18 protein-coding genes, 1 tRNA gene and 1 pseudogene are annotated in these 17,533 nt (G+C 67.8%); 5 read left to right on the top strand and 15 right to left on the bottom strand.

What is annotated here, in order from left to right; genetic code table 11:
- Positions 1-32: 32 nt before the first annotated feature.
- Positions 33-464, top strand: a complete 432-nt coding sequence (locus QE363_RS11995) for a response regulator (RefSeq protein WP_309695513.1) — start codon at positions 33-35, stop codon at positions 462-464.
- A gap of 83 nt (positions 465-547) precedes the next feature.
- A complete protein-coding gene (locus QE363_RS11990; protein ID WP_309695511.1) occupies positions 548-1,876 on the top strand; it encodes an AmpG family muropeptide MFS transporter in 1,329 nt (442 codons plus the stop codon).
- On the opposite strand, the gene QE363_RS11985 is transcribed toward QE363_RS11990, so the two are convergent.
- The 14 genes and pseudogenes from QE363_RS11985 to QE363_RS11920 all read right to left on the bottom strand — a co-directional run bounded on the left by QE363_RS11985 (position 1,866) and on the right by QE363_RS11920 (position 14,165).
- Positions 1,866-2,294 carry a DUF6628 family protein gene (locus QE363_RS11985; RefSeq protein ID WP_307098835.1) on the bottom strand — a complete coding sequence of 143 codons (429 nt, stop codon included), beginning with the start codon at positions 2,292-2,294 and terminating at the stop codon, positions 1,866-1,868. The genes QE363_RS11990 and QE363_RS11985 overlap by 11 nt on opposite strands.
- Before the next feature lie 92 nt (positions 2,295-2,386).
- On the bottom strand, positions 2,387-3,706 hold the full coding sequence (locus QE363_RS11980; RefSeq protein ID WP_309695509.1) for a folylpolyglutamate synthase/dihydrofolate synthase family protein: 1,320 nt from the start codon (positions 3,704-3,706) through the stop codon (positions 2,387-2,389).
- Between the two features lie 97 nt (positions 3,707-3,803).
- Positions 3,804-4,658 (bottom strand): acetyl-CoA carboxylase, carboxyltransferase subunit beta, encoded by an 855-nt coding sequence (gene accD / locus QE363_RS11975; RefSeq protein ID WP_309695507.1) that lies wholly within the window; start codon positions 4,656-4,658, stop codon positions 3,804-3,806.
- Positions 4,655-5,467, bottom strand: coding sequence for a tryptophan synthase subunit alpha (trpA, locus tag QE363_RS11970; protein WP_309695505.1), 813 nt, complete (start codon positions 5,465-5,467; stop codon positions 4,655-4,657). Before trpA ends, accD begins: the two co-directional genes overlap by 4 nt.
- The gene (gene trpB / locus QE363_RS11965) at positions 5,464-6,696 is read right to left on the bottom strand and encodes a tryptophan synthase subunit beta (RefSeq protein ID WP_309695503.1); all 1,233 of its coding nucleotides are present in this window, start codon (positions 6,694-6,696) and stop codon (positions 5,464-5,466) included. The genes trpA and trpB overlap by 4 nt, the downstream gene beginning before the upstream one ends.
- Positions 6,697-6,744: 48 nt before the next feature.
- A complete protein-coding gene (locus tag QE363_RS11960) occupies positions 6,745-7,386 on the bottom strand; it encodes a phosphoribosylanthranilate isomerase (RefSeq protein WP_309695501.1) in 642 nt (213 codons plus the stop codon).
- 37 nt (positions 7,387-7,423) lie between these two features.
- Complete coding sequence (gene pyrF, locus QE363_RS11955) at positions 7,424-8,098, bottom strand: orotidine-5'-phosphate decarboxylase (protein WP_309695499.1); 675 nt, start codon at positions 8,096-8,098, stop codon at positions 7,424-7,426.
- Between the two features lie 7 nt (positions 8,099-8,105).
- A complete protein-coding gene (locus tag QE363_RS11950) occupies positions 8,106-8,426 on the bottom strand; it encodes a hypothetical protein (RefSeq protein ID WP_307098822.1) in 321 nt (106 codons plus the stop codon).
- Between the two features lie 99 nt (positions 8,427-8,525).
- Positions 8,526-10,808 carry a patatin-like protein gene (locus tag QE363_RS11945; RefSeq protein WP_309695488.1) on the bottom strand — a complete coding sequence of 761 codons (2,283 nt, stop codon included), beginning with the start codon at positions 10,806-10,808 and terminating at the stop codon, positions 8,526-8,528.
- On the bottom strand, positions 10,808-11,503 hold the full coding sequence (locus QE363_RS11940; protein WP_309695486.1) for an endonuclease/exonuclease/phosphatase family protein: 696 nt from the start codon (positions 11,501-11,503) through the stop codon (positions 10,808-10,810). Before QE363_RS11940 ends, QE363_RS11945 begins: the two co-directional genes overlap by 1 nt.
- A gap of 53 nt (positions 11,504-11,556) precedes the next feature.
- A tRNA-Thr gene (locus QE363_RS11935) sits at positions 11,557-11,631 on the bottom strand.
- A 19-nt stretch (positions 11,632-11,650) separates the two neighbouring features.
- Positions 11,651-12,506 (bottom strand): annotated as a pseudogene (locus tag QE363_RS11930) (hypothetical protein).
- The gene (locus tag QE363_RS11925) at positions 12,496-13,830 is read right to left on the bottom strand and encodes a replication-associated recombination protein A (RefSeq protein WP_309695484.1); all 1,335 of its coding nucleotides are present in this window, start codon (positions 13,828-13,830) and stop codon (positions 12,496-12,498) included. The pseudogene QE363_RS11930 and the gene QE363_RS11925 overlap by 11 nt, the downstream one beginning before the upstream one ends.
- Positions 13,831-13,925: 95 nt before the next feature.
- Positions 13,926-14,165 (bottom strand): hypothetical protein, encoded by a 240-nt coding sequence (locus QE363_RS11920; protein WP_309698255.1) that lies wholly within the window; start codon positions 14,163-14,165, stop codon positions 13,926-13,928.
- A 46-nt stretch (positions 14,166-14,211) separates the two neighbouring features.
- Here QE363_RS11920 and QE363_RS11915 point away from each other — a divergent pair, with 46 nt between their 5' ends.
- Together QE363_RS11915 and QE363_RS11910 are read left to right on the top strand one after the other, a co-directional pair.
- The gene (locus QE363_RS11915; RefSeq protein WP_405053181.1) at positions 14,212-14,559 is read left to right on the top strand and encodes a PadR family transcriptional regulator; all 348 of its coding nucleotides are present in this window, start codon (positions 14,212-14,214) and stop codon (positions 14,557-14,559) included.
- On the top strand, positions 14,556-14,846 hold the full coding sequence (locus tag QE363_RS11910) for a DUF2218 domain-containing protein (RefSeq protein ID WP_307098813.1): 291 nt from the start codon (positions 14,556-14,558) through the stop codon (positions 14,844-14,846). Before QE363_RS11915 ends, QE363_RS11910 begins: the two co-directional genes overlap by 4 nt.
- Positions 14,847-14,849: 3 nt before the next feature.
- Here the strand turns inward: QE363_RS11910 and QE363_RS11905 are convergent, their stop codons facing one another.
- Positions 14,850-15,995: a glycosyltransferase family 1 protein gene (locus QE363_RS11905; protein ID WP_309695481.1), complete on the bottom strand. Its 1,146-nt coding sequence runs from the start codon at positions 15,993-15,995 to the stop codon at positions 14,850-14,852.
- Positions 15,996-16,092: 97 nt separating this feature from the next.
- Between QE363_RS11905 and radA the strand changes: the two genes are divergently transcribed.
- A complete protein-coding gene (gene radA / locus QE363_RS11900) occupies positions 16,093-17,466 on the top strand; it encodes a DNA repair protein RadA (protein ID WP_307104521.1) in 1,374 nt (457 codons plus the stop codon).
- Positions 17,467-17,533 lie beyond the last annotated feature (67 nt).

Below are 17,533 nucleotides of genomic sequence, written 5' to 3'. Positions count from 1 at the left end.
AAGAGCGGGCAAGAAAGACGGGCCGATACGGGATGAGACTCTTCGGGCGAAAGAAGCGACAGCTGACCAAGCTGTTGGTGGTCGAAGACGAGCCGCTGGTCGCGTTTGACACCGAACATGTCCTGACCGACGCCGATTACGAGGTCGTCGCGACCGTCGACCGGGCCAGCAAGGCGGTGACGCTGATCGAGGGCGACACGCCTATCGACCTCGTTCTGGCCGATGTCAGGCTGGCCGACGGCAGCGGACTCGACGTGGCGCGCGCGGCGCGGGCGCGGGGCATACCCGTGCTGTTCCTGACCGGAACGCCCCCCGACGAGGCGGACGGACTGGCCGAGGGCATCCTCATGAAGCCCTATGGTCCGCGCGAGCTGCTGGGTGCGATCACGGTCATCGAGGAGCGCCGGACCGGCAAGCCGCCGAGCCGTCTGCCCGCGGGCTTCCGCTTGTTTGCGGGCGCCTGACGCCGCCGTCACCGGCGACATTGCCCCCATCGGCCAAGCCCTCTACGGTCCGCGCTTTGCAGTCGAGGCGAAACGGATCGGGTATGGCGAGTGGGCGTTGGGTGGATGCGGTACGACCCTATATCGAACCGGCGCCGCTCGCCGCACTGGCGCTCGGCATATCCTCCGCCTTTCCGCTGACCATGATCAATGCGACCCTGGCGAGCCGTCTGGCCGAGGCGGGGATCGAGAAGAAGAGCGTCACCGCCTTCGCGCTCGTCATCCTGGCCTATAATCTCAAATGGCTGTGGGCCTGGATCGTTGAGGGATTGAAAATCCCCGTCTTGCACCGTCTGGGCCAACGCGTATCCTGGCTGTTCGTCGTCGCCGCGCTCGTCTGTGCGGCGGCTGTCGGACTGGGGCTTTCGGACCCCCGCGTCTCGTTGGCGCAGACCGCTATGGCCGCGATCGCGCTGGGCATTGCCGGTGCGACCTTCGACATCGTGATCGACGCCTATCGCATCGAATTGCTGGAGCCGCGCCAGCTGGGCGTCGGCGCGGGCATGGGGCAATATGGCTGGCGGATCGGATCGGCGCTGGTCGCCTCTCTGTCGCTGGTGATCGCGGCACGGGCGGGGTGGAGCATCGCCTATATCGTCAGCTGCGCCTTCGCGCTGCCCGCGCTGCTCACCGCGCTGATCATGGGCGAGCCCGCGCGGCATGCCGAAATCACCGCGCGCCGCCCGGCCGAGGGGATCGTGCGCGCGGTGGTCGGCCCCTTTGCCGAGTTTTTTCGTCGGCAGGGTGCGATTCTCGTGCTGGCCTTCATCCTGGTCCACAAGATCGGGGACACGCTGGCCAATCTGACCTTCCGGCTGCTGTTCAACGATCTGGGCTTTTCCAAGGACGAGATCGCCTTTTACGACGTCGGGGTCGGTTTCTGGGCGCTGCTGGTCGGCGTGTTCGTCGGCGGCATTCTCTATGCCCGGCTGGGCATGAAGCGATCGGTGATGATCAGCCTGGTGCTGATGGCGGTGTCCAACCTGTCCTTCGCCGGGCTGGCGGCGGCGGGGCATAGCAATCTGGGCATGGCGGGTGCGATCGGGTTCGAGAATTTCGCGAGCGGGATCGGCGGCGTCACGCTGGTCGCCTATTTTTCGGCCCTGACCGATCTGCGTTTCACCGCCGCGCAATATGCGCTGATCTCGGCCGCGACCAGTGTGCTGGGGCGTATCCTGAGCGGAACGACGGCGGGGGCGCTGGTCGAGCGGTTCGGTTATGTGGATTTCTACCTGCTGACCACCGTCGTCGCCTTGCCCGGGGTCGTCCTGTTCGGCTGGATGGCGCGGTCGGGGATGATCGACCGATCGATCGGCAGCGCGGGCGTCGAGGGGGAAGGCGACACCCGCGCCGACGTAGCCGTCAAAGGCTGATCGGCCGCCCCTCATCGGCGAAGGCGGCGCTGACCGCCGCCGCGCTGGCAAGGACCCCGTCGATCCGCCGGGCGCCGAGCAGATCGCTCATCAGGAAGCGCGCCTTTTCGGGCGCCACCTCCATCTGCGCCAGGACGGTGAGCAAGGCCGCCTCCGCCGCCGTCATCCGCCCGCAGCAGCACGGCGCGATCGCAATCTGGCCCGAGGCATGCGCCGCGAGATCGGCCATCAGCGTCCGCATCAGGATAAGCGGGCGGCGAAAATCCTGCCCGAAGACGGTGAACAGGGTATGCGCGGCCCGGGCATCGGCCAGCCCGTGCGCACCCATCCGACGGATCGCGAACAACGCGATCCGGGCATGGGGGCAGGCCGGGAGCATATGGGGAAGGGCAGTGGCGAGCGTGGTGGTTTCGGCCATCGGGCGGGACTCCGTATTTGCCCGCTCATGCTAAACCGGCGCTATTGATAGTCAATCGCAAATAAAGCGTGATGCGTTATCGGTTCGTCGCATCATTGCGGCACCTCGTCATTCGCTTCCAGCACCTGCCCCGCCAGATAGAGCGATCCGGCGATCAGAACCCTGGCGGGGCGGTCGAAATGCCCGGCGATCCGGACCAAGGCATCGGCCGGATCGGTGGCTGCTTCGGCCGACAGACCCTGGCGGCGCGCTTGCTCGGCCAGGTCCTCGGGCGCGTGGCAGGCATGATGCGGCACCGGCACGGTCACGACCAGGTCCACCATCGCGCCCAGCCTATGCAGGACGGGCCCGGCATCCTTGTTGGCCAGCATGCCCAGCACCAGCGCGGAAGGCCCTTGCGCCTTCCACCCGGCCATCGTTCTCGCCACCGGCGTCGCGGCAGAGGGGTTGTGCGCGCCGTCCAGCCAGCATTCGCTTCCCTCGGGCAACGCCTGCGTCAGCGGGCCGGATGACAGCCTCTGCATCCGAGCGGGCCAGTACGCCTGCGTCGCTGCGGCCTGGAGCGCGCTATCGGGGATCGTCACCGCCGCCTGATGCCGCGCCATGGCCACCGCCAAGGCCAGATTGCGCGACTGGTGCGGGCCCGACAGGCAGGGGCGGGGGAGGGCGATCGTGCCCTGCCGGTCCTCGTAGAGAATGGCCTTGCCATCGGATCGGCTGAACCAGGCCTCACCACGCGCCAGCATCGGTGCGCCCGCAGCCTCGGCGACCTCCGCGATCGCCTGTCGCAACGGCCGGGCATAGTCCATCGTCACCAGCGGGGTGCCCGCCTTGGCGATCCCGGCCTTTTCGCGGGCGATGCCGGTCAGGCTGCTGCCGAGAAAGGCCTCATGATCGATCCCCAGCGCCGCGATCCCGCATATGGCGGGGGGCGGCAGGATGTTGGTCGCGTCGAGCCGTCCGCCCAGGCCCACCTCGACGATGGTCGCCGCCGCCGGGGTCCGCGCAAAGCACAGAAAGGCGGCAGCGGTCGTCACCTCGAAGAAGCTCGCGCCGATCCCCTCGGCATGGTCGAGCACCTCGTCCAGCACGGATGCCAGCGCGGTGTCGTCGATCAGCCGCCCGCCAAGCCGGATACGCTCGTTGAAGCGAACCAGATGCGGGCTGGAATAGACATGCACCGCCTGTCCCGACGTCTCGATCGCGGCACGCAGAAAGGCACAGGTCGATCCCTTGCCGTTGGTCCCGGCGACATGGAAGACCGGCGGCAGATGATGCTGTGGATCCCCCAGCCGGGCGAGCAACGTCGTGATCCGTTCCAGCCCCAATATGTCCGCCCCCGGCGACAGCGACCAGAGCCGGTCGAGTTGCGCCTGAACGGCGGGGTTCTGGGATCGGGCATGATCGGGCATCGGCCGGTCTCGTGAAGGGAATGAAAAAGAGGCGGACCTCTCGGCCCGCCCCTCTAATGGCGCCGCGGCGAAAAGGCGACGCTTCGCAATCGGGATGTCAGGCGGCCTGACGCGAGGCGGTCAGATAGCCGATGACCGTCGCCAGCCGCTCGCGCAGGTCGTGGCGATGGACGACCATGTCGAGCATGCCGTGATCCAGATAATATTCCGAAGTCTGGAAATCGTCGGGCAGCTTTTCGCGGATCGTGCTCTCGATCACGCGGCGGCCGGTGAACGCCAAAGTCGCCTTGGGCTCGGCGATCTGGACGTCGCCCAGCATCGCATAGGCGGCCATCACACCACCCGAGGTCGGGTCGGTCAGCACGACGATATAGGGCAGGCCCGCATCGTGCAGCATCTGGATGGCGACCGTGGTGCGCGGCATCTGCATCAGGCTGAGGATACCCTCCTGCATCCGCGCGCCGCCCGAGGCGGTGAAGATCACATAGGGGCAGTTGTCGGCGATCGCCGCCTCGACCCCGCGCACGAACGCCTCACCCACGGCCAGGCCCATCGAGCCGCCCATGAAGGCGAAGTCCTGCACGCCGACCACGACCTTGTTACCCAGGATCGTGCCGCGCGCATTGACCAGCGCGTCGGCGTCGCCGTTATTGGCGCGCGCGACCTTCAGGCGGTCGGTATAGCGCTTGGAGTCGCGGAACTTCAGCGGATCCTCGGGTACCTTGGGCGGCGACAGCTCGGCGCAGCTGCCCTCGTCGAACAGGTGCCGGAAACGCGCCTTCGGCCCGATGCGGTCGTGATGATCGCATTTCGGGCAGACGTTCAGATTGTCTTCCAGCTCCTTGGTGAAGACCATCTGCCCGCACCCCTTGCACTTGTGCCAGAGATTGTCGGGCGTCTCCCGCTTGGCGACGAAGGGGATGACGTTGCGGACGCTGTTGAGCCAGCTCATGCGAGTTCCTTGCGCGCGTCGGCGATCGCCGACGACAGAGTTTCAATATAGGCGCGGACCGGGGCGGGCGCCGCCGCGCCATGTTCGCCGACCAGATCCACGATGGCGGAGCCGACGACCACGCCGTCGGCGACCCGGCCGATCGCGGCCGCCTGGTCGGGCGTACGGACGCCGAAACCCACCGCGACCGGCAGGTACGTCGCCGCCTTCAGCCGGGCGACCGCATCCTCGATCGAGGATTGCGCCGCCTGCTGCTGGCCGGTGATGCCCGCGACGGAGACATAATAGAGGAAACCATCGGCACCCGTCAAAATCGTCGGCAACCGCACGGCGTCGCTGGTCGGGGTCGCCAGCCGGATCGAGGCGATGCCCTTGTCCCGCAAGGCGACGCCCAGCGCGTCGTCCTCCTCGGCGGGTACGTCGACGCAGATCACGCCGTCCACGCCTGCGCCAGCTGCGGCCTGCGCGAACCATTCGGGGCCGCGCACCGTCATCGGATTGGCATAGCCCATCAGGACCAGCGGCACCTCGGCATGGCGCGCGCGAAAGGCGCTGGCGATCGCCAGCACGTCGGCAGTGCGGGTGCCTGCCCCCAGGCTGCGGATATTCGCCTTCTGGATCGCGGGGCCGTCGGCCATCGGATCGGTGAAGGGCATGCCCAGCTCGATCAGGTCCGCGCCGCCCTCGACCAGCGCGTCGAGGATCGCGGCGGTGTCGGCGGGGGTGGGATCGCCGGCGGTCACGAAACAGACGAGCGCGGCGCGCCCCGCCGCACCGCAGCGGGCGAAGGTGTCGGCGATCCGGCTCACATCTTGGCTCCCAGCGCTTCGGCCACGGTGAAGATGTCCTTGTCCCCCCGGCCCGAGATATTGACCAGCACGATCTGGTCGCGGTTCATCAGCGGCGCACGGCGGATCAGACCGACCAGCGCGTGGCTGCATTCCAGTGCGGGGATGATCCCCTCGACCTTGCAGCACAGCTGGAACGCGTCGAGCGCCTCGGTGTCGGTCACGCCCTCATAGACGACCCGGCCCGTGTCGTTCAGCCAGCTATGCTCGGGCCCGATACCCGGATAGTCGAGCCCGGCCGAGATCGAATGCGCCTCGGCGATCTGGCCGTCCTCGTCCTGCAGCAGATAGGTCTTGTTGCCGTGCAGGATACCCGGCTTGCCGCCGGTCAGGCTGGCAGCGTGCTGGGTGGTGTTCAGGCCGTGTCCGGCCGCCTCGATGCCCAGCATCGCGACCTCGGGATCGTCGAGGAAGGGGTGGAACAGGCCGATGGCGTTCGACCCGCCGCCGACCGCGGCGATCAGCAGGTCGGGCAGCCGTCCTTCGGCTTCGAGAATCTGCGCCTTCGACTCGGTGCCGATCACCGCCTGGAAGTCGCGGACCATCTCCGGATAGGGATGCGGCCCTGCGGCGGTGCCGATGATGTAGAAGGTGTCGTGGACATTGGCGACCCAGTCGCGCAGCGCCTCGTTCATTGCGTCCTTCAGCGTCTGCGCACCCGAGGTCACCGGGCGGACCTCGGCGCCGAGCAGCTTCATGCGGAAGACGTTGGGTGCCTGACGCTCGATATCGCGCGCGCCCATGAAGATGGTGCAGGGTAGGCCGAAGCGCGCCGCCACCGTGGCGGTCGCCACGCCATGCTGCCCCGCGCCCGTCTCGGCGATGATCCGCGTCTTGCCCATGCGCTTGGCGAGCAGGATCTGGCCGATGCAGTTGTTGATCTTGTGCGCGCCGGTGTGGTTCAGTTCCTCGCGCTTGAAATAGACCTTCGGCCCCTTGCCCTCGGGCGCGCTGGCGCGCAGCGTCTCGGTCATGCGCTCGGCATAGTACATCGGGCTGGGGCGACCGACATAATGGGTCATCAGGTCGTCGAACTCGGCCTTGAAGGCCGGGTCGACCTGCGCCGCGCGATATTCGCGTTCCAGGTCGAGGATCAGCGGCATCAGCGTCTCGGCGACATAGCGCCCGCCGAAATCACCGAAATGGCCGCGCTCGTCGGGCTGCGCACGGAAGGAATTGGGGGCGTTCATCTCGTTTCCCTTGGGCGTTTGCAAAGGCGACCCCTGCAAACGATCCTGTCACTGATTTGTCGCAACGGCTTTAAGGAACGTCGCGATCTTGTCCATATCCTTGACGCCGGGCGCGCTCTCGACGCCGGAGGATATATCGACCAGCGGCGCGCCGGTCCGGCGGATAGCCTCGCCCACATTGTCCGCGTCCAGCCCGCCCGACAGTGCCCAGCGGAGCGGATGGCGCACCCCGTCGAGCAGGCTCCAGTCGAAGCGCAGCCCCATGCCGCCCGGTAGCGATGCGTCGTCAGGCGTCTTGGCATCGTACAGGATACGCGTGGCCGCTCCGGCATAGTCGCGGACCTTGTCGACATCGGCGCGAACCTTGATGGCAACCGCGGCCCAGACCTCGCGGTCGAATTTCGACCGGATCGCCGCCACCCGCGCGGGGGCGGTGCGGTGAAGCTGGATCGCGTCGAGCATTCCGGCGCGCACCGCGGCCTCCAGCAGTTGGTCGTCGGGATCGACAAAGACGCCGACACGCTGGACATGGCCCGGGACCCGCCCCGCCAGTCCCGCCGCGACGTCGAAGGTCAGGTGGCGCGGAGAAGCGGGAAAGAACACGAAGCCGACATGGCTCGCCCCGCCGCCCAGCGCGGCGTCGAGCGTGGCGGGGGTCGTCAGTCCGCAGATCTTGGCAGTGGTCGTCATGGCCAGCTCCGAAAAGAGAGGACTGTCGCGAATATCGTCAAAGCGTCGCGGCGATCGCCCGCGCGGCGGCGTCGGGGTCTTCGGCCTGGGTGATCGGGCGGCCGATGACCAGGATCGAGGCCCCCGCGTCCAGCGCGGCGCGCGGGGTCACCACGCGCTTCTGGTCGCCGACGGGACCATCCGCCGGACGGACGCCCGGCACCACGAAGAAGCCCTTGGGCCAGGCCTTACGCACCGCCGCGACCTCGGCACCCGAACAGACGATGCCGTCCACCCCGGACTCGGCGGCCAGATCGGCGAGGCGCCGGACATGATCGGCGGGCGAGCCAGTGACGCCGGTATCCGACAGGTCATTGGCGTCGAGGCTGGTCAGCATCGTCACCGCCACCACCTTGGTGCCGGTCGGTGCGGCGGCCTTGGCATCCTCCAGCATCGCGCGGCCGCCGCTGGCATGGACGGTCAGGATCGCCGGGGCGAGCGGCCCCAGCGACTGGACCGCCTTGGCGACGGTGTTGGGAATGTCGTGCAGCTTCAGGTCGAGGAAGATGGGCAGCCCGATATGCGCCATCTCGCGCACGCCCCCCGCGCCGTGCGCGCAGAAGAATTCCAGCCCCAGCTTCAGCCCGCCGACATGGTGGCGGACCTTGTTCGCCAGCGCCTGGGCACGGGCGAGGTCAGGGGTGTCGATCGCGACGAAGATGCGGTTGCTCATAAAGGGATCAGACCATGGGCTGGGGGGTGGCGATGGGCTGGGCGGCGACCGGGCCGGTGGCGGCATAGGCGTCGGTCTCCGCCGAGACGGCGGCCAGCGAACGCTCGGCCGCGCTCAGCCGCTGGCGAAGACGCCAGCGTGCCGCATGCTGCCAGATCAGCGTCGGGACCAGCCCCATCAGGAAGGTCAGGAACAGGAGAAGCGGCAGGTTGACGTCGGCCACCAGCCCGCCGACCAGCCGGATCGGCACAGTCGTCCAGTTCCCGATCGTGAAGGCCGCGGCCAGAAAGGCCAGCAGGCACCAGAACAGCATTTTCAGGAACTGCATGCGCTTCTCCGCGTCATTCTCTCGTCCGAACGCCGTACAGGCACCGGACATCGCTTGGCGAGGCGGGTCTAGCGGCGTTGGTCCGGCATGACCAGCCTGTCAGCCTATCTCCTGGCGAAGCGAGGCGATCAGCGGGGCGATCGCGGTCAGCCGTGCCTCCTCCTCGTCCAGGATCGCCAGAAAGGCACGGCGCTTGAACGCGGCGACGCGGCCCGGCTTCAGCCGGATGGTGGGGGGCAGGGTGGAGATGGCGATGTCGATCATCCGCTCCGCCCCGTGCAGACGACCCCACAGATAGTCGTTTTCGCGGTAGCTGCGGCTGAAGAACGCGCCGAAGGTCAGGAACTGGATCCCCTTCAACGTCGCCTCCGCGCCGCCCGAGCGGATCGCGGTGGCATCGTCGGGGGCGATGCGATCGACCTTGATCGGATCGAACTCGTCCAGCCCCTCGCCCTGGAGCAGCGGCAGGGTCGCCACGTCGAAATAGGGAAAGCCCAGATAGGTCAGCAGCAGCGTCCGTCGAGCGACCCGGGGCAGCCCGGCAAAGGCGGCCGCCAGCCGTGCATCGGCCTCGCCATCCAGCCGGATCAGGTCGAACCGCGCCGCGATCCGGTCGAGCAGCGCCGCGCCATCGTCGGGCATGTTGCGGAGATCGTCCGCCCCTATCGCATCCGCGCTGCCATGCTGACGTTCCAGATAGTCGGCAAGCGAGTCGTAGATCGCGTCGCGCACCGGGGCGAGTTCGGCCTCGCTGTGATCCGCCTCCAACTCGGTCAGCCGCCGCGCCAGCAGGCGCAGCCGCCGGATGCGATAGCCCAGGTCGAAGACGCGCAGGAAGGTCTTGGCGCCGTTGCTCGGGCCGCCGGTGAAGGAGATGGCATCGCCCTCGACGCTGCGCGCCGCGATTGTCCGCTCGACCGTCGCGCGCAGCCGGATACGCCGTTGCGGCCCTTCGTCGCCAATGGCGTCGGACAGCAGCGTTGTCAGCGCGTCGATGACGTTGGCGACCTTCAGATGCCCATAGGCGGCATAGCTGAACCCGGCCTTTGCGGCGGCGGCCGCCTGGGCGCGGACACGCCAGGACGCCAGCCGTGCGGCGGTGGGACGGTCGAGGAAGAAGGTGCCGCCGAACAGCTGCTCGATCTCCAGCTCCACCTCTTCACGGATCGCGGCGACGATCGCCTGCATCCGGTCGATCCGCCCCGAACGGGCGGCGATCGCCTCCAGATTGTCGCGGATGGGCTGTTGTCGGGGAAGTTCGCTGATCGCGCCGATGATCGTCTGGAAGAAGCCGGGATGGCCGCCGCCGCCGGGCAGGCGGAAATGCATGCCCGGAAAGGGATCGATATAGACGAAGCGGCGATCCACCTGCCGCCGGGCCGGTCGACGACCCAGCGCATCGATGGCGGGACGGAAGGGCGCGTTGACCAGCACCGAGCCGTCGATCAGCACCGCCTTGTCCGCCGCCCCCGCCGCATGATGGCGCGGCAGGACTCGGCGCAGGAAGGTGTCGCGGCTGTCCCAGCTCTGATCGCGGCTTTCGAGCACCCGGTCCAGCTCGCCGACCGTGAAGGGGGGGAATGCGCCGGGAAAGCTCGACGTCGCGCGCGCGGCGAAGACCAGTTCCGGAATGGCGGCCAACCTGCCGCCGCCGCTGTCGGTGAAATCGACCACCATGCGATGTTCGGTCTCCACCACCTCGCCCGGCGAATGGAGCCGCAGCCGCTGGGGCTGGCCGGTGAAATCGGTGACGGTGACGAACAGGTCGAGCGGCTGGCCCGGGGGAAGCAGGCGCTTGCCCGCCGGGGCCGCCGCCATCCGGTCGAACGCATCGAGCAGCCGGGCGGTGAAGGCATCGGCGGCGAAGGGCGGCTCGAACCAGCGCGAACGGATGAGATGCCCGACCTTGCGTCGCACCTCCTCGCGCGTTTCCTCGTCCAGCAGGTCGAGCTTCTCGCCGCTGCGGCCCGCCGCCATCCATGCGATCGGCATCGCCCACATCTTGGAAAAGCGCGAGGTCGGCGCCGCCTCGGGCGCGATCAGCGATTCGATGTCCGCCGCCTCCAGCCAGAGGTCGGTCAGCGGATCGAGCGACTGGCCGGTCGCCAGCGCCTGGCCCAGGAAGATGCCGTTGATCCCTCCCGCGCTTGCCCCCGCGATGATGTCGGCCAGGATACGCACCCGCACGCCGCCGCGCGCCGCCATTTCGTCCAGCAGATCGTGATAGACCGCATCGACCGCCGAGGCGGGGGCGTCGCCTTCGTGCGAGGCGCGGCTGGCGCGCACCACCCGCCAGATTTCCTTGGTGATGCCGTGCATATAGACGGCCAGGCTGATCCCGCCATAGCAGACCAGCGCCAGCCGCAACTCCTTCTCGCGCATCAATGCCGTCCGATCATCGCCCAGATGGGCAGATGATCCGATGCCTTGCGCGAGGTGGCCGTGGCATGAACGCCGCATTCGGCGATGCGCAATTCGGGCGATACCATGATCCGGTCCAGCCGCCCGATCGGTCGCCGGGCATGAAAGCTCGGCCCCGTCTCGGCCAGGGTGAAGTCCCGCGTAAAGTCGCGCAGGCAGCCGGCGGCGCGCGTCCACTCGTTCAGGTCGCCCATCATCACCGTGGGATGGCGATCGATGCAGCTCGTCAGATGCGAGATGATGGCCGCCGCCTGCCGCCGCCGCCACAGCCCCGACAGGTCGAGATGCATCCCCACCACCCGCAACACCCCCGCCGTCGTGCGCAGATCGGCCATGACGGCGCCGCGCGGCTCCAGCGAGGGGAGGTGGATCGCCTCGAAATCCAGGATCTCGGTCGACTTGCGCACCAAGATCGTATTGCCGTGCCAGCCGAGCGAGCGCGCCTTCATGCCATAGACGATGGGCTTCCACGCGCTATGCTCGTCGAGCAGATGGAGCGGGATCACGCCCTCGCGCTCTCCGAAGCGACGGTCGGCTTCCTGCAACGCGATGATGTCGGCATCGACCTCGCGCAACACGTCGAGGATACGGTCGGGATTGCGGCGGCGGTCGGCGCCGATCCCCTTGCGGATATTGTAGCTCGCGACCTTGATCATTTCGCGACTGAAACGCCGCGCGGGGCGTTTGGTGCCACCCATGGTCTGGGATGTGGTGCCGGATGAGGGGATCGAACCCCCGACCTTCGGTTTACAAAACCGCTGCACTACCGCTGTGCTAATCCGGCGTTGCCGATCCCCCTAGCGTCAAGCGACGCCAAAGGTCCAGCCCTCCGTTTGCGCGATCTGCGGGGTAAGACCCGCCGGGTGCCATAAGTCGGGTCGCGCTGCGACCTTGCGCAGCCACGCGGCGGTCAGGATCGCGTCGGTGCTGTGGTCGTCATAGACGGCCAGGGGATCATGGGCCCGGCTGCCCAGATGCAGGAGTGCCGCATCCAATGTCTCGGCGCTCCGCATCTTGCTGCGCCCACGGGGCCGCCCGGCGTCGCGCGCGGCGATCGTGGTATAGATTTCCACCACCGTCATGCCGGCGGGCGGCATGGGATCGAACGGCCAGATGGCGACCTGTCCGTCCAGTCGATGCAGCAGGCGCATGCCCGAAAAGCTGGCCTTGGCGACCTGCGACGCGCCGATCGCGTCATAGACGGTCGAGGGTTTGCGGGTGCCGTCGACCGCGACCTCGCAGCGGCGCCAGTGGAGGAAATCCGCCTTTCGCCCATCGGCGGCACCGAGATAGAAATGCCGCCCCCGCCGCGCCTCCAGGAAGCTGCGCGCGCCCAGATCGGGATCGTCGCAGCTCCGCTCGACATGGGCCCCAGAGCGCGCGGGCGTCCGGCGTGGCGGGATCGCCGGGAAGATGCGCGCCCCGCTCGACAAAGGGGGCGGAGAAGCTGAAGTCGAAACCGACCAGCAGCGGTTCATGCCGCCGGGCGATCAGCCATGCCGCAATGCCCTCCCGCGACCAGGCCCGTCCCGGCGGCGCGACGATGCGGGGCGCGGCGTCGCCACGACCACAGCGGGCCATCCGGATGCCGGAATGCGCCGTGCCATGCGCACCCGACCAGTCGATCGCGACGAATTCCGCAAATCGATCAGCCTTCATCGCCGCCGCCCTGGAGCACGCGCCGCCGCTCGTCCCACCAGGCCATGCGTTCGGCAATCCGCTTCTCCAGGCCACGGCCGGATGGTTCGTAGAAGGGCTGGGGCGGCAGTTCGTCGGGCCAGTAATTCGCCCCCGAAAAGCCGCCATCGGCGTCATGGTCATATTGATAGCCCGCGCCATATCCGATCTGCTTCATCAGCTTGGTGGGCGCGTTCAGGATATTGGCGGGCGGCATCAGCGATCCCGTCTCCTTCGCGGTCCGCCAAGCCTGTTTCTGCGCCTTGTAGGCCGCATTGGATTTGGGCGCGGTCGCGCAATAGAGACAGGCCTGCACGATCGCCAGCTCGCCCTCCGGCGAGCCCAGAAACTCATAGGCATCCTTGGCCGCCAGGCACTGGCTCAGCGCCTGCGGGTCGGCCAGGCCAATATCCTCGATCGCGGCACGGGTCAGCCGACGGAGCACGTAGAGCGGCTCCTCTCCGGCGGTCAGCATTCGGGCGAGATAATAGAGCGCCGCCTGCGGGTCCGACCCTCGGATCGATTTGTGCAGCGCGGAGATCAGGTTGTAATGCCCCTCGCGATCCTTGTCATAGACGGCCACGCGGCGCTGGAGAAAGGATGACAACCCGGCGGCGTCGAGCGGCTCCGGGAGGTCGACCGAGAACAGCGTCTCCGCTTGGTTCAGCAGGAAGCGGCCATCGCCATCGGCACTGGCGATCAGCGCCTCGCGCGCGCCGTCCAGCAGGGGCAGGGGGCGCTCCATCACCGCCTCGGCTCGCTCCAGCAGTTGTTCGAGCGCGGATTGTCCCAGCCGGTGGAGGATCAGCACCTGTGCCCGGCTGAGCAGCGCGGCGTTGAGTTCGAAGGAGGGGTTCTCGGTGGTCGCGCCGACCAGCGTGACCGTGCCGTCCTCGACAAAGGGCAGGAAGCCGTCCTGCTGCGCGCGGTTGAAGCGGTGGATCTCGTCCACGAACAACAAGGTGCGCTGCCCCATCCGGGCATGCTCGCGCGCCTCGGCAAATACCTTCTTGAGATCGGCCACGCCGGAAAAGACCGCTGAGATCGCAGCGTAGCGCAGGTTCACCGCCGCGGCGAGCAGGCGTGCGATCGTCGTCTTGCCCGTGCCCGGCGGTCCCCAGAGGATCATCGAGGACAACCGCCCCGCAGCGACCATCCGTCCGATCGCCCCGCCGGGGCCGGTCAGATGATCCTGCCCCACGACATCCTCCAACCGCTCCGGGCGAAGACGGTCGGCGAGCGGCGCGTTCGTCGGAGGCGGGGCGGGAGAGGGGGCGGGGTCCATGCCCGCGAACAGATCGGCCATGCCTCCATGTAGGAAATGGGAATGGGATCGTCACCTCTCCGTGAAGATATATCGAAGAGCATCTTGACGCTTCCGATCAAAGATATATCTTGATGCTATCGAAACAAGGAAGACTTATGCGACACCATCATCATAGGGGCGAGCATGGCGATGGCCACTCGCGCGGCCGGTGGCATTTCGGGCCGCCCGATCGGGAAGGCATGTTCCGGGGGCCGCGCGGCGGCGACTGGTTCATGGGGGGCGAGCGTCCCGGCGGCGGGCGTCGCCCGCGCATGTTCGATGGCAGCGAACTCCGCCTCGTCCTTCTCAGGTTGATCGCGGATGAACCGCGCCACGGCTATGATCTGATCCGCGCGATCGAGGCGCTGACCGGCGGCGCCTATGCCCCCAGGCCCGGGCGTCATCTATCCGACAATCACGCTGCTCGACGAAATGGGCTTCATCGAGGAACAACAGTCCCAGGGTGCCAAGAAGCGCTTCGCCGCCACCGATACGGGGCTTGCGCATCTTGCCGAACATGCCGAACAGGTCGAGGCGCTGATCGCCCGGCTGAGCGCGCTCGGCAAACATCGCGAGCGGGTCGACTCGGCACCGATCCGGCGGGCGATGGGCAATCTGCGCGTCGCGCTGGGCGAGCGGTTCGGGCGCGGCGACGTTTCGCAGGACATGCTGCACCAGGTGACCGCCATGATCGACGAACTGGCCCAGAAAGTGGAGCGACTGAAATGACCATCTCCGTCACCCGCGTACCGACCCTGTCGGCCAGCCGCTATCTCCAGCAGCTCGCCAAGCATTGGAGCCACAAGATGGAGGTCGTCTTCACCCCGGAAGAGGGCACCATCACCTTTCCCAACGGCTCGCGACTGGAGATGCGCGCGGCCAGCGAGACGCTCGACATCGTGCTGCACGTGCCCGAAGACGGCGACACGGCCCGGATGCGCGAAGTGGTGTCGAGCCATCTCGACCGTTTCGCCTTTCGCGAGGCGCCGCTGACCTTCGACTGGCGCGACGGCTGAGCGTCAGACCCGCTCGGCGAACAGCAGGCGATAGGCGTCGATCACCGCCTCGTTCACCTTGTCCCACCGGTAATCGGCTACGCGGGCCTGGCCCGCCTCGCTGTACCGGCGGCGCAGGTCGGGATCGGTGGCGATCCGCTCCAGCGCGTCGGCATAGCCGTTGATGTCGCGCGCGCCGACCAGATGGCCGGTCTCGCCCTCGACCACCAGGTCCATCGCCCCGGTGGCATTGGCCGCCACCACCGGCACGCCCGCCGCCATTGCCTCGGTCGTGACGTTGCCGAAGGTCTCGGTCACGCTGGGGTTGAAGAAGATATCCATCGACGCGACGGCCCGGCCCAGATCGTCTCCGGTCTGATAGCCTGCGAAGATCGCATCGGGTGTCGCCTTGGCGAACCAGTCCTGTGCGGGGCCCTTGCCCACGACCAGCACCTTGTGCGGGACGCCCCGGCGGCGTAACTCGGCAAGCGCCTCGGCAAAGACGTCGAGGCCCTTTTCCTTGACCAGTCGACCCAGGAAGCCGATCGCCACCTCGTCGTCGCCGATGCCCAGCGAACGCCGCCATTCCAGGCTGCGGCGCGAAGGGCGAAAACGGTCGTGATCGATCCCGCGCGACCAGATGCTCATCGGCGGCGTCACGCCCCACCTGCGCAGCAGGGCCACCATGCTAGGGCTGGGGGCAACGATGCGGTCGAATTTGTTGTAGAATCGGGTGAGCAACCGGATGATCGCCGGTTCCAGAAAGCCGAGGCCGTAATAGGCCGGATAGGTCTCGAACCGGGTGTGCACCGATGCGAGCGAGGCGACCCCCTTGTCCCGTGCCCAGCGCACCGCCGCATGACCCAGAAATTCGGGGGCGGAGACATGGACGATATTGGGCGCGAACGCCTCCAGGTCGGCGCGCACGCTGGCGGGCAGGCCGCGCGCCAGTTTATAGTCGGCACGCAGCGGCATCGGGATCGACGGCACGTCGACCAGATCGCCCACCGGCGGGAAGGCCGGGGTCGAAGAGGTCGGCGAATAGACGCGCACCGCGACTCCGCGCGCGAGCAGATGGCCGACGAGCAGGTTCAGGCTCTGGTTCGCGCCGTCGCGCGTGTAATTATAGTTGCCGCTGAACAGGGCGACACGAAACTGATCTGGGGTCATGGAATCCTGCCCATAGCCGGGTGACGCCCGGATGACCACTCCCGCGCACATGCTGCACTCTGTTCCATTTACGTTCCGCCGGCGCTACATGGGCGTCATGGCCAAGATCCAGAAGCGTTATGTCTGCCAATCCTGCGGATCGGTATCCTCCCGCTGGCAGGGGCAATGCCCCGATTGTTCCGAATGGAACACCATGTTGGAGGAAGCACCGGTCCAGATGACCCCTTTTGCCGCCAAGCATAATTTGCAGGGCGGCGGACGCGCGATCCAACTCGTCGGGCTGGATGCCGATATTCCGCTGCCCGACCGGATGGCGACCGGCATCGCCGAACTCGACCGGGCGCTCGGCGGCGGCTTTGTCGAGGGGTCGGCGACGCTGATCGGCGGCGATCCGGGGATCGGCAAGTCGACGCTGCTGCTTCAGGCGGCGGCGAAGCTGGCGATGGCGGGGCGGCCGGTCGCCTATGTGTCGGGCGAAGAGGCGGCGGATCAGGTCCGGCTGCGGGCGCGGCGGCTGGGGCTGGGGCAGGCGCCCGTCCGGCTGGCGGCGGCGACCTCGGTACGCGACATCCTGACCACGCTGTCGATCGGCACGCCGCCCGCGCTCCTCATCATCGACTCGATCCAGACCATGCATTCCGACCTGATCGAAGGCGCGCCGGGCACGGTCAGCCAAGTCCGCGCCTCGGGCCAGGAACTGATCCGCTTCGCCAAGGAGCGCGGCACCGCCGTCGTGCTTGTCGGGCATGTCACCAAGGACGGATCGATCGCGGGTCCGCGCGTGCTCGAACATATGGTCGACACCGTGCTGGCCTTTGAGGGCGAGCGGAGCCACCAATATCGCATCCTGCGCGCGATCAAGAACCGCTTCGGCGGCACCGACGAGATCGGCGTCTTTTCCATGCAGACCGAGGGGCTAGCCGAGGTCGGCAATCCCTCCTCGCTGTTCCTGACCAATCGCGAGGAGGGGATGACCGGCGCGACCGTCTTCCCCGCCCTGGAAGGGACGCGGCCCGTGCTGGTCGAGATCCAGGCCTTGACCGTCCGCCTGGCCTCGGGCGCGACGCCGCGCCGGGCGGTCGTGGGATGGGACTCCGGGCGGCTGGCGATGATCCTGGCGGTGCTGGAGGCGCGGTGCGGGCTCAGCTTCTCCTCGGCCGAGGTCTATCTCAACATCGCCGGGGGATACCGCGTGCAGGACCCCGCCGCCGACCTGGCGGTCGCCGCCGCACTCATTTCGGCGCTGTCGGAGCGTCCGGTGCCCTCGACCGCGATCGTGTTCGGCGAGATCGCGCTGTCGGGCGAAATCCGTTCGGTCGCGCATGGTCCGCTGCGGTTGAAGGAGGCGGGCAAGCTGGGCTTCGAAAAGGCCATGCTCCCACGTACGATGGCCGGGGACGAGGGCGGATTGGCGATGACCGGCTTTCGAACCTTGGCCGAGTTCGTTGACCATATGCTGGGCCGGGGGTAGCGAGGGGAGGTGTCGCCCTGCCTGTCCCCGCCAGCCGGGCGGACATGGCATTCCCGCCGGGCGCATG

It is taken from the genome of Sphingomonas sp. SORGH_AS_0870 (assembly GCF_031453175.1).
In the GTDB taxonomy this organism is placed as follows: domain Bacteria; phylum Pseudomonadota; class Alphaproteobacteria; order Sphingomonadales; family Sphingomonadaceae; genus Sphingomonas.
Note: the sequence above shows the minus strand (reverse complement) of the source record. Positions and strands in the feature narration are given on the sequence as shown.

Coding starts and splice junctions, on each gene's coding strand:
- QE363_RS11990 (WP_309695511.1), top strand. CDS start 548: ATGGCGAGTGGGCGTTGGGTGGATGCGGTACGACCCTATATCGAACCG.
- QE363_RS11910 (WP_307098813.1), top strand. CDS start 14,556: ATGACCATCTCCGTCACCCGCGTACCGACCCTGTCGGCCAGCCGCTAT.
- QE363_RS11945 (WP_309695488.1), bottom strand. CDS start 10,808: ATGCGCGAGAAGGAGTTGCGGCTGGCGCTGGTCTGCTATGGCGGGATC.
- pyrF (WP_309695499.1), bottom strand. CDS start 8,098: ATGAGCAACCGCATCTTCGTCGCGATCGACACCCCTGACCTCGCCCGT.
- trpB (WP_309695503.1), bottom strand. CDS start 6,696: ATGAACGCCCCCAATTCCTTCCGTGCGCAGCCCGACGAGCGCGGCCAT.
- QE363_RS11915 (WP_405053181.1), top strand. CDS start 14,212: ATGCCCCCAGGCCCGGGCGTCATCTATCCGACAATCACGCTGCTCGAC.
- QE363_RS11995 (WP_309695513.1), top strand. CDS start 33: ATGAGACTCTTCGGGCGAAAGAAGCGACAGCTGACCAAGCTGTTGGTG.
- QE363_RS11985 (WP_307098835.1), bottom strand. CDS start 2,294: ATGGCCGAAACCACCACGCTCGCCACTGCCCTTCCCCATATGCTCCCG.
- QE363_RS11960 (WP_309695501.1), bottom strand. CDS start 7,386: ATGACGACCACTGCCAAGATCTGCGGACTGACGACCCCCGCCACGCTC.
- QE363_RS11905 (WP_309695481.1), bottom strand. CDS start 15,995: ATGACCCCAGATCAGTTTCGTGTCGCCCTGTTCAGCGGCAACTATAAT.
- accD (WP_309695507.1), bottom strand. CDS start 4,658: ATGAGCTGGCTCAACAGCGTCCGCAACGTCATCCCCTTCGTCGCCAAG.
- QE363_RS11940 (WP_309695486.1), bottom strand. CDS start 11,503: ATGATCAAGGTCGCGAGCTACAATATCCGCAAGGGGATCGGCGCCGAC.
- radA (WP_307104521.1), top strand. CDS start 16,093: ATGGCCAAGATCCAGAAGCGTTATGTCTGCCAATCCTGCGGATCGGTA.
- QE363_RS11925 (WP_309695484.1), bottom strand. CDS start 13,830: ATGGCCGATCTGTTCGCGGGCATGGACCCCGCCCCCTCTCCCGCCCCG.
- QE363_RS11980 (WP_309695509.1), bottom strand. CDS start 3,706: ATGCCCGATCATGCCCGATCCCAGAACCCCGCCGTTCAGGCGCAACTC.
- QE363_RS11950 (WP_307098822.1), bottom strand. CDS start 8,426: ATGCAGTTCCTGAAAATGCTGTTCTGGTGCCTGCTGGCCTTTCTGGCC.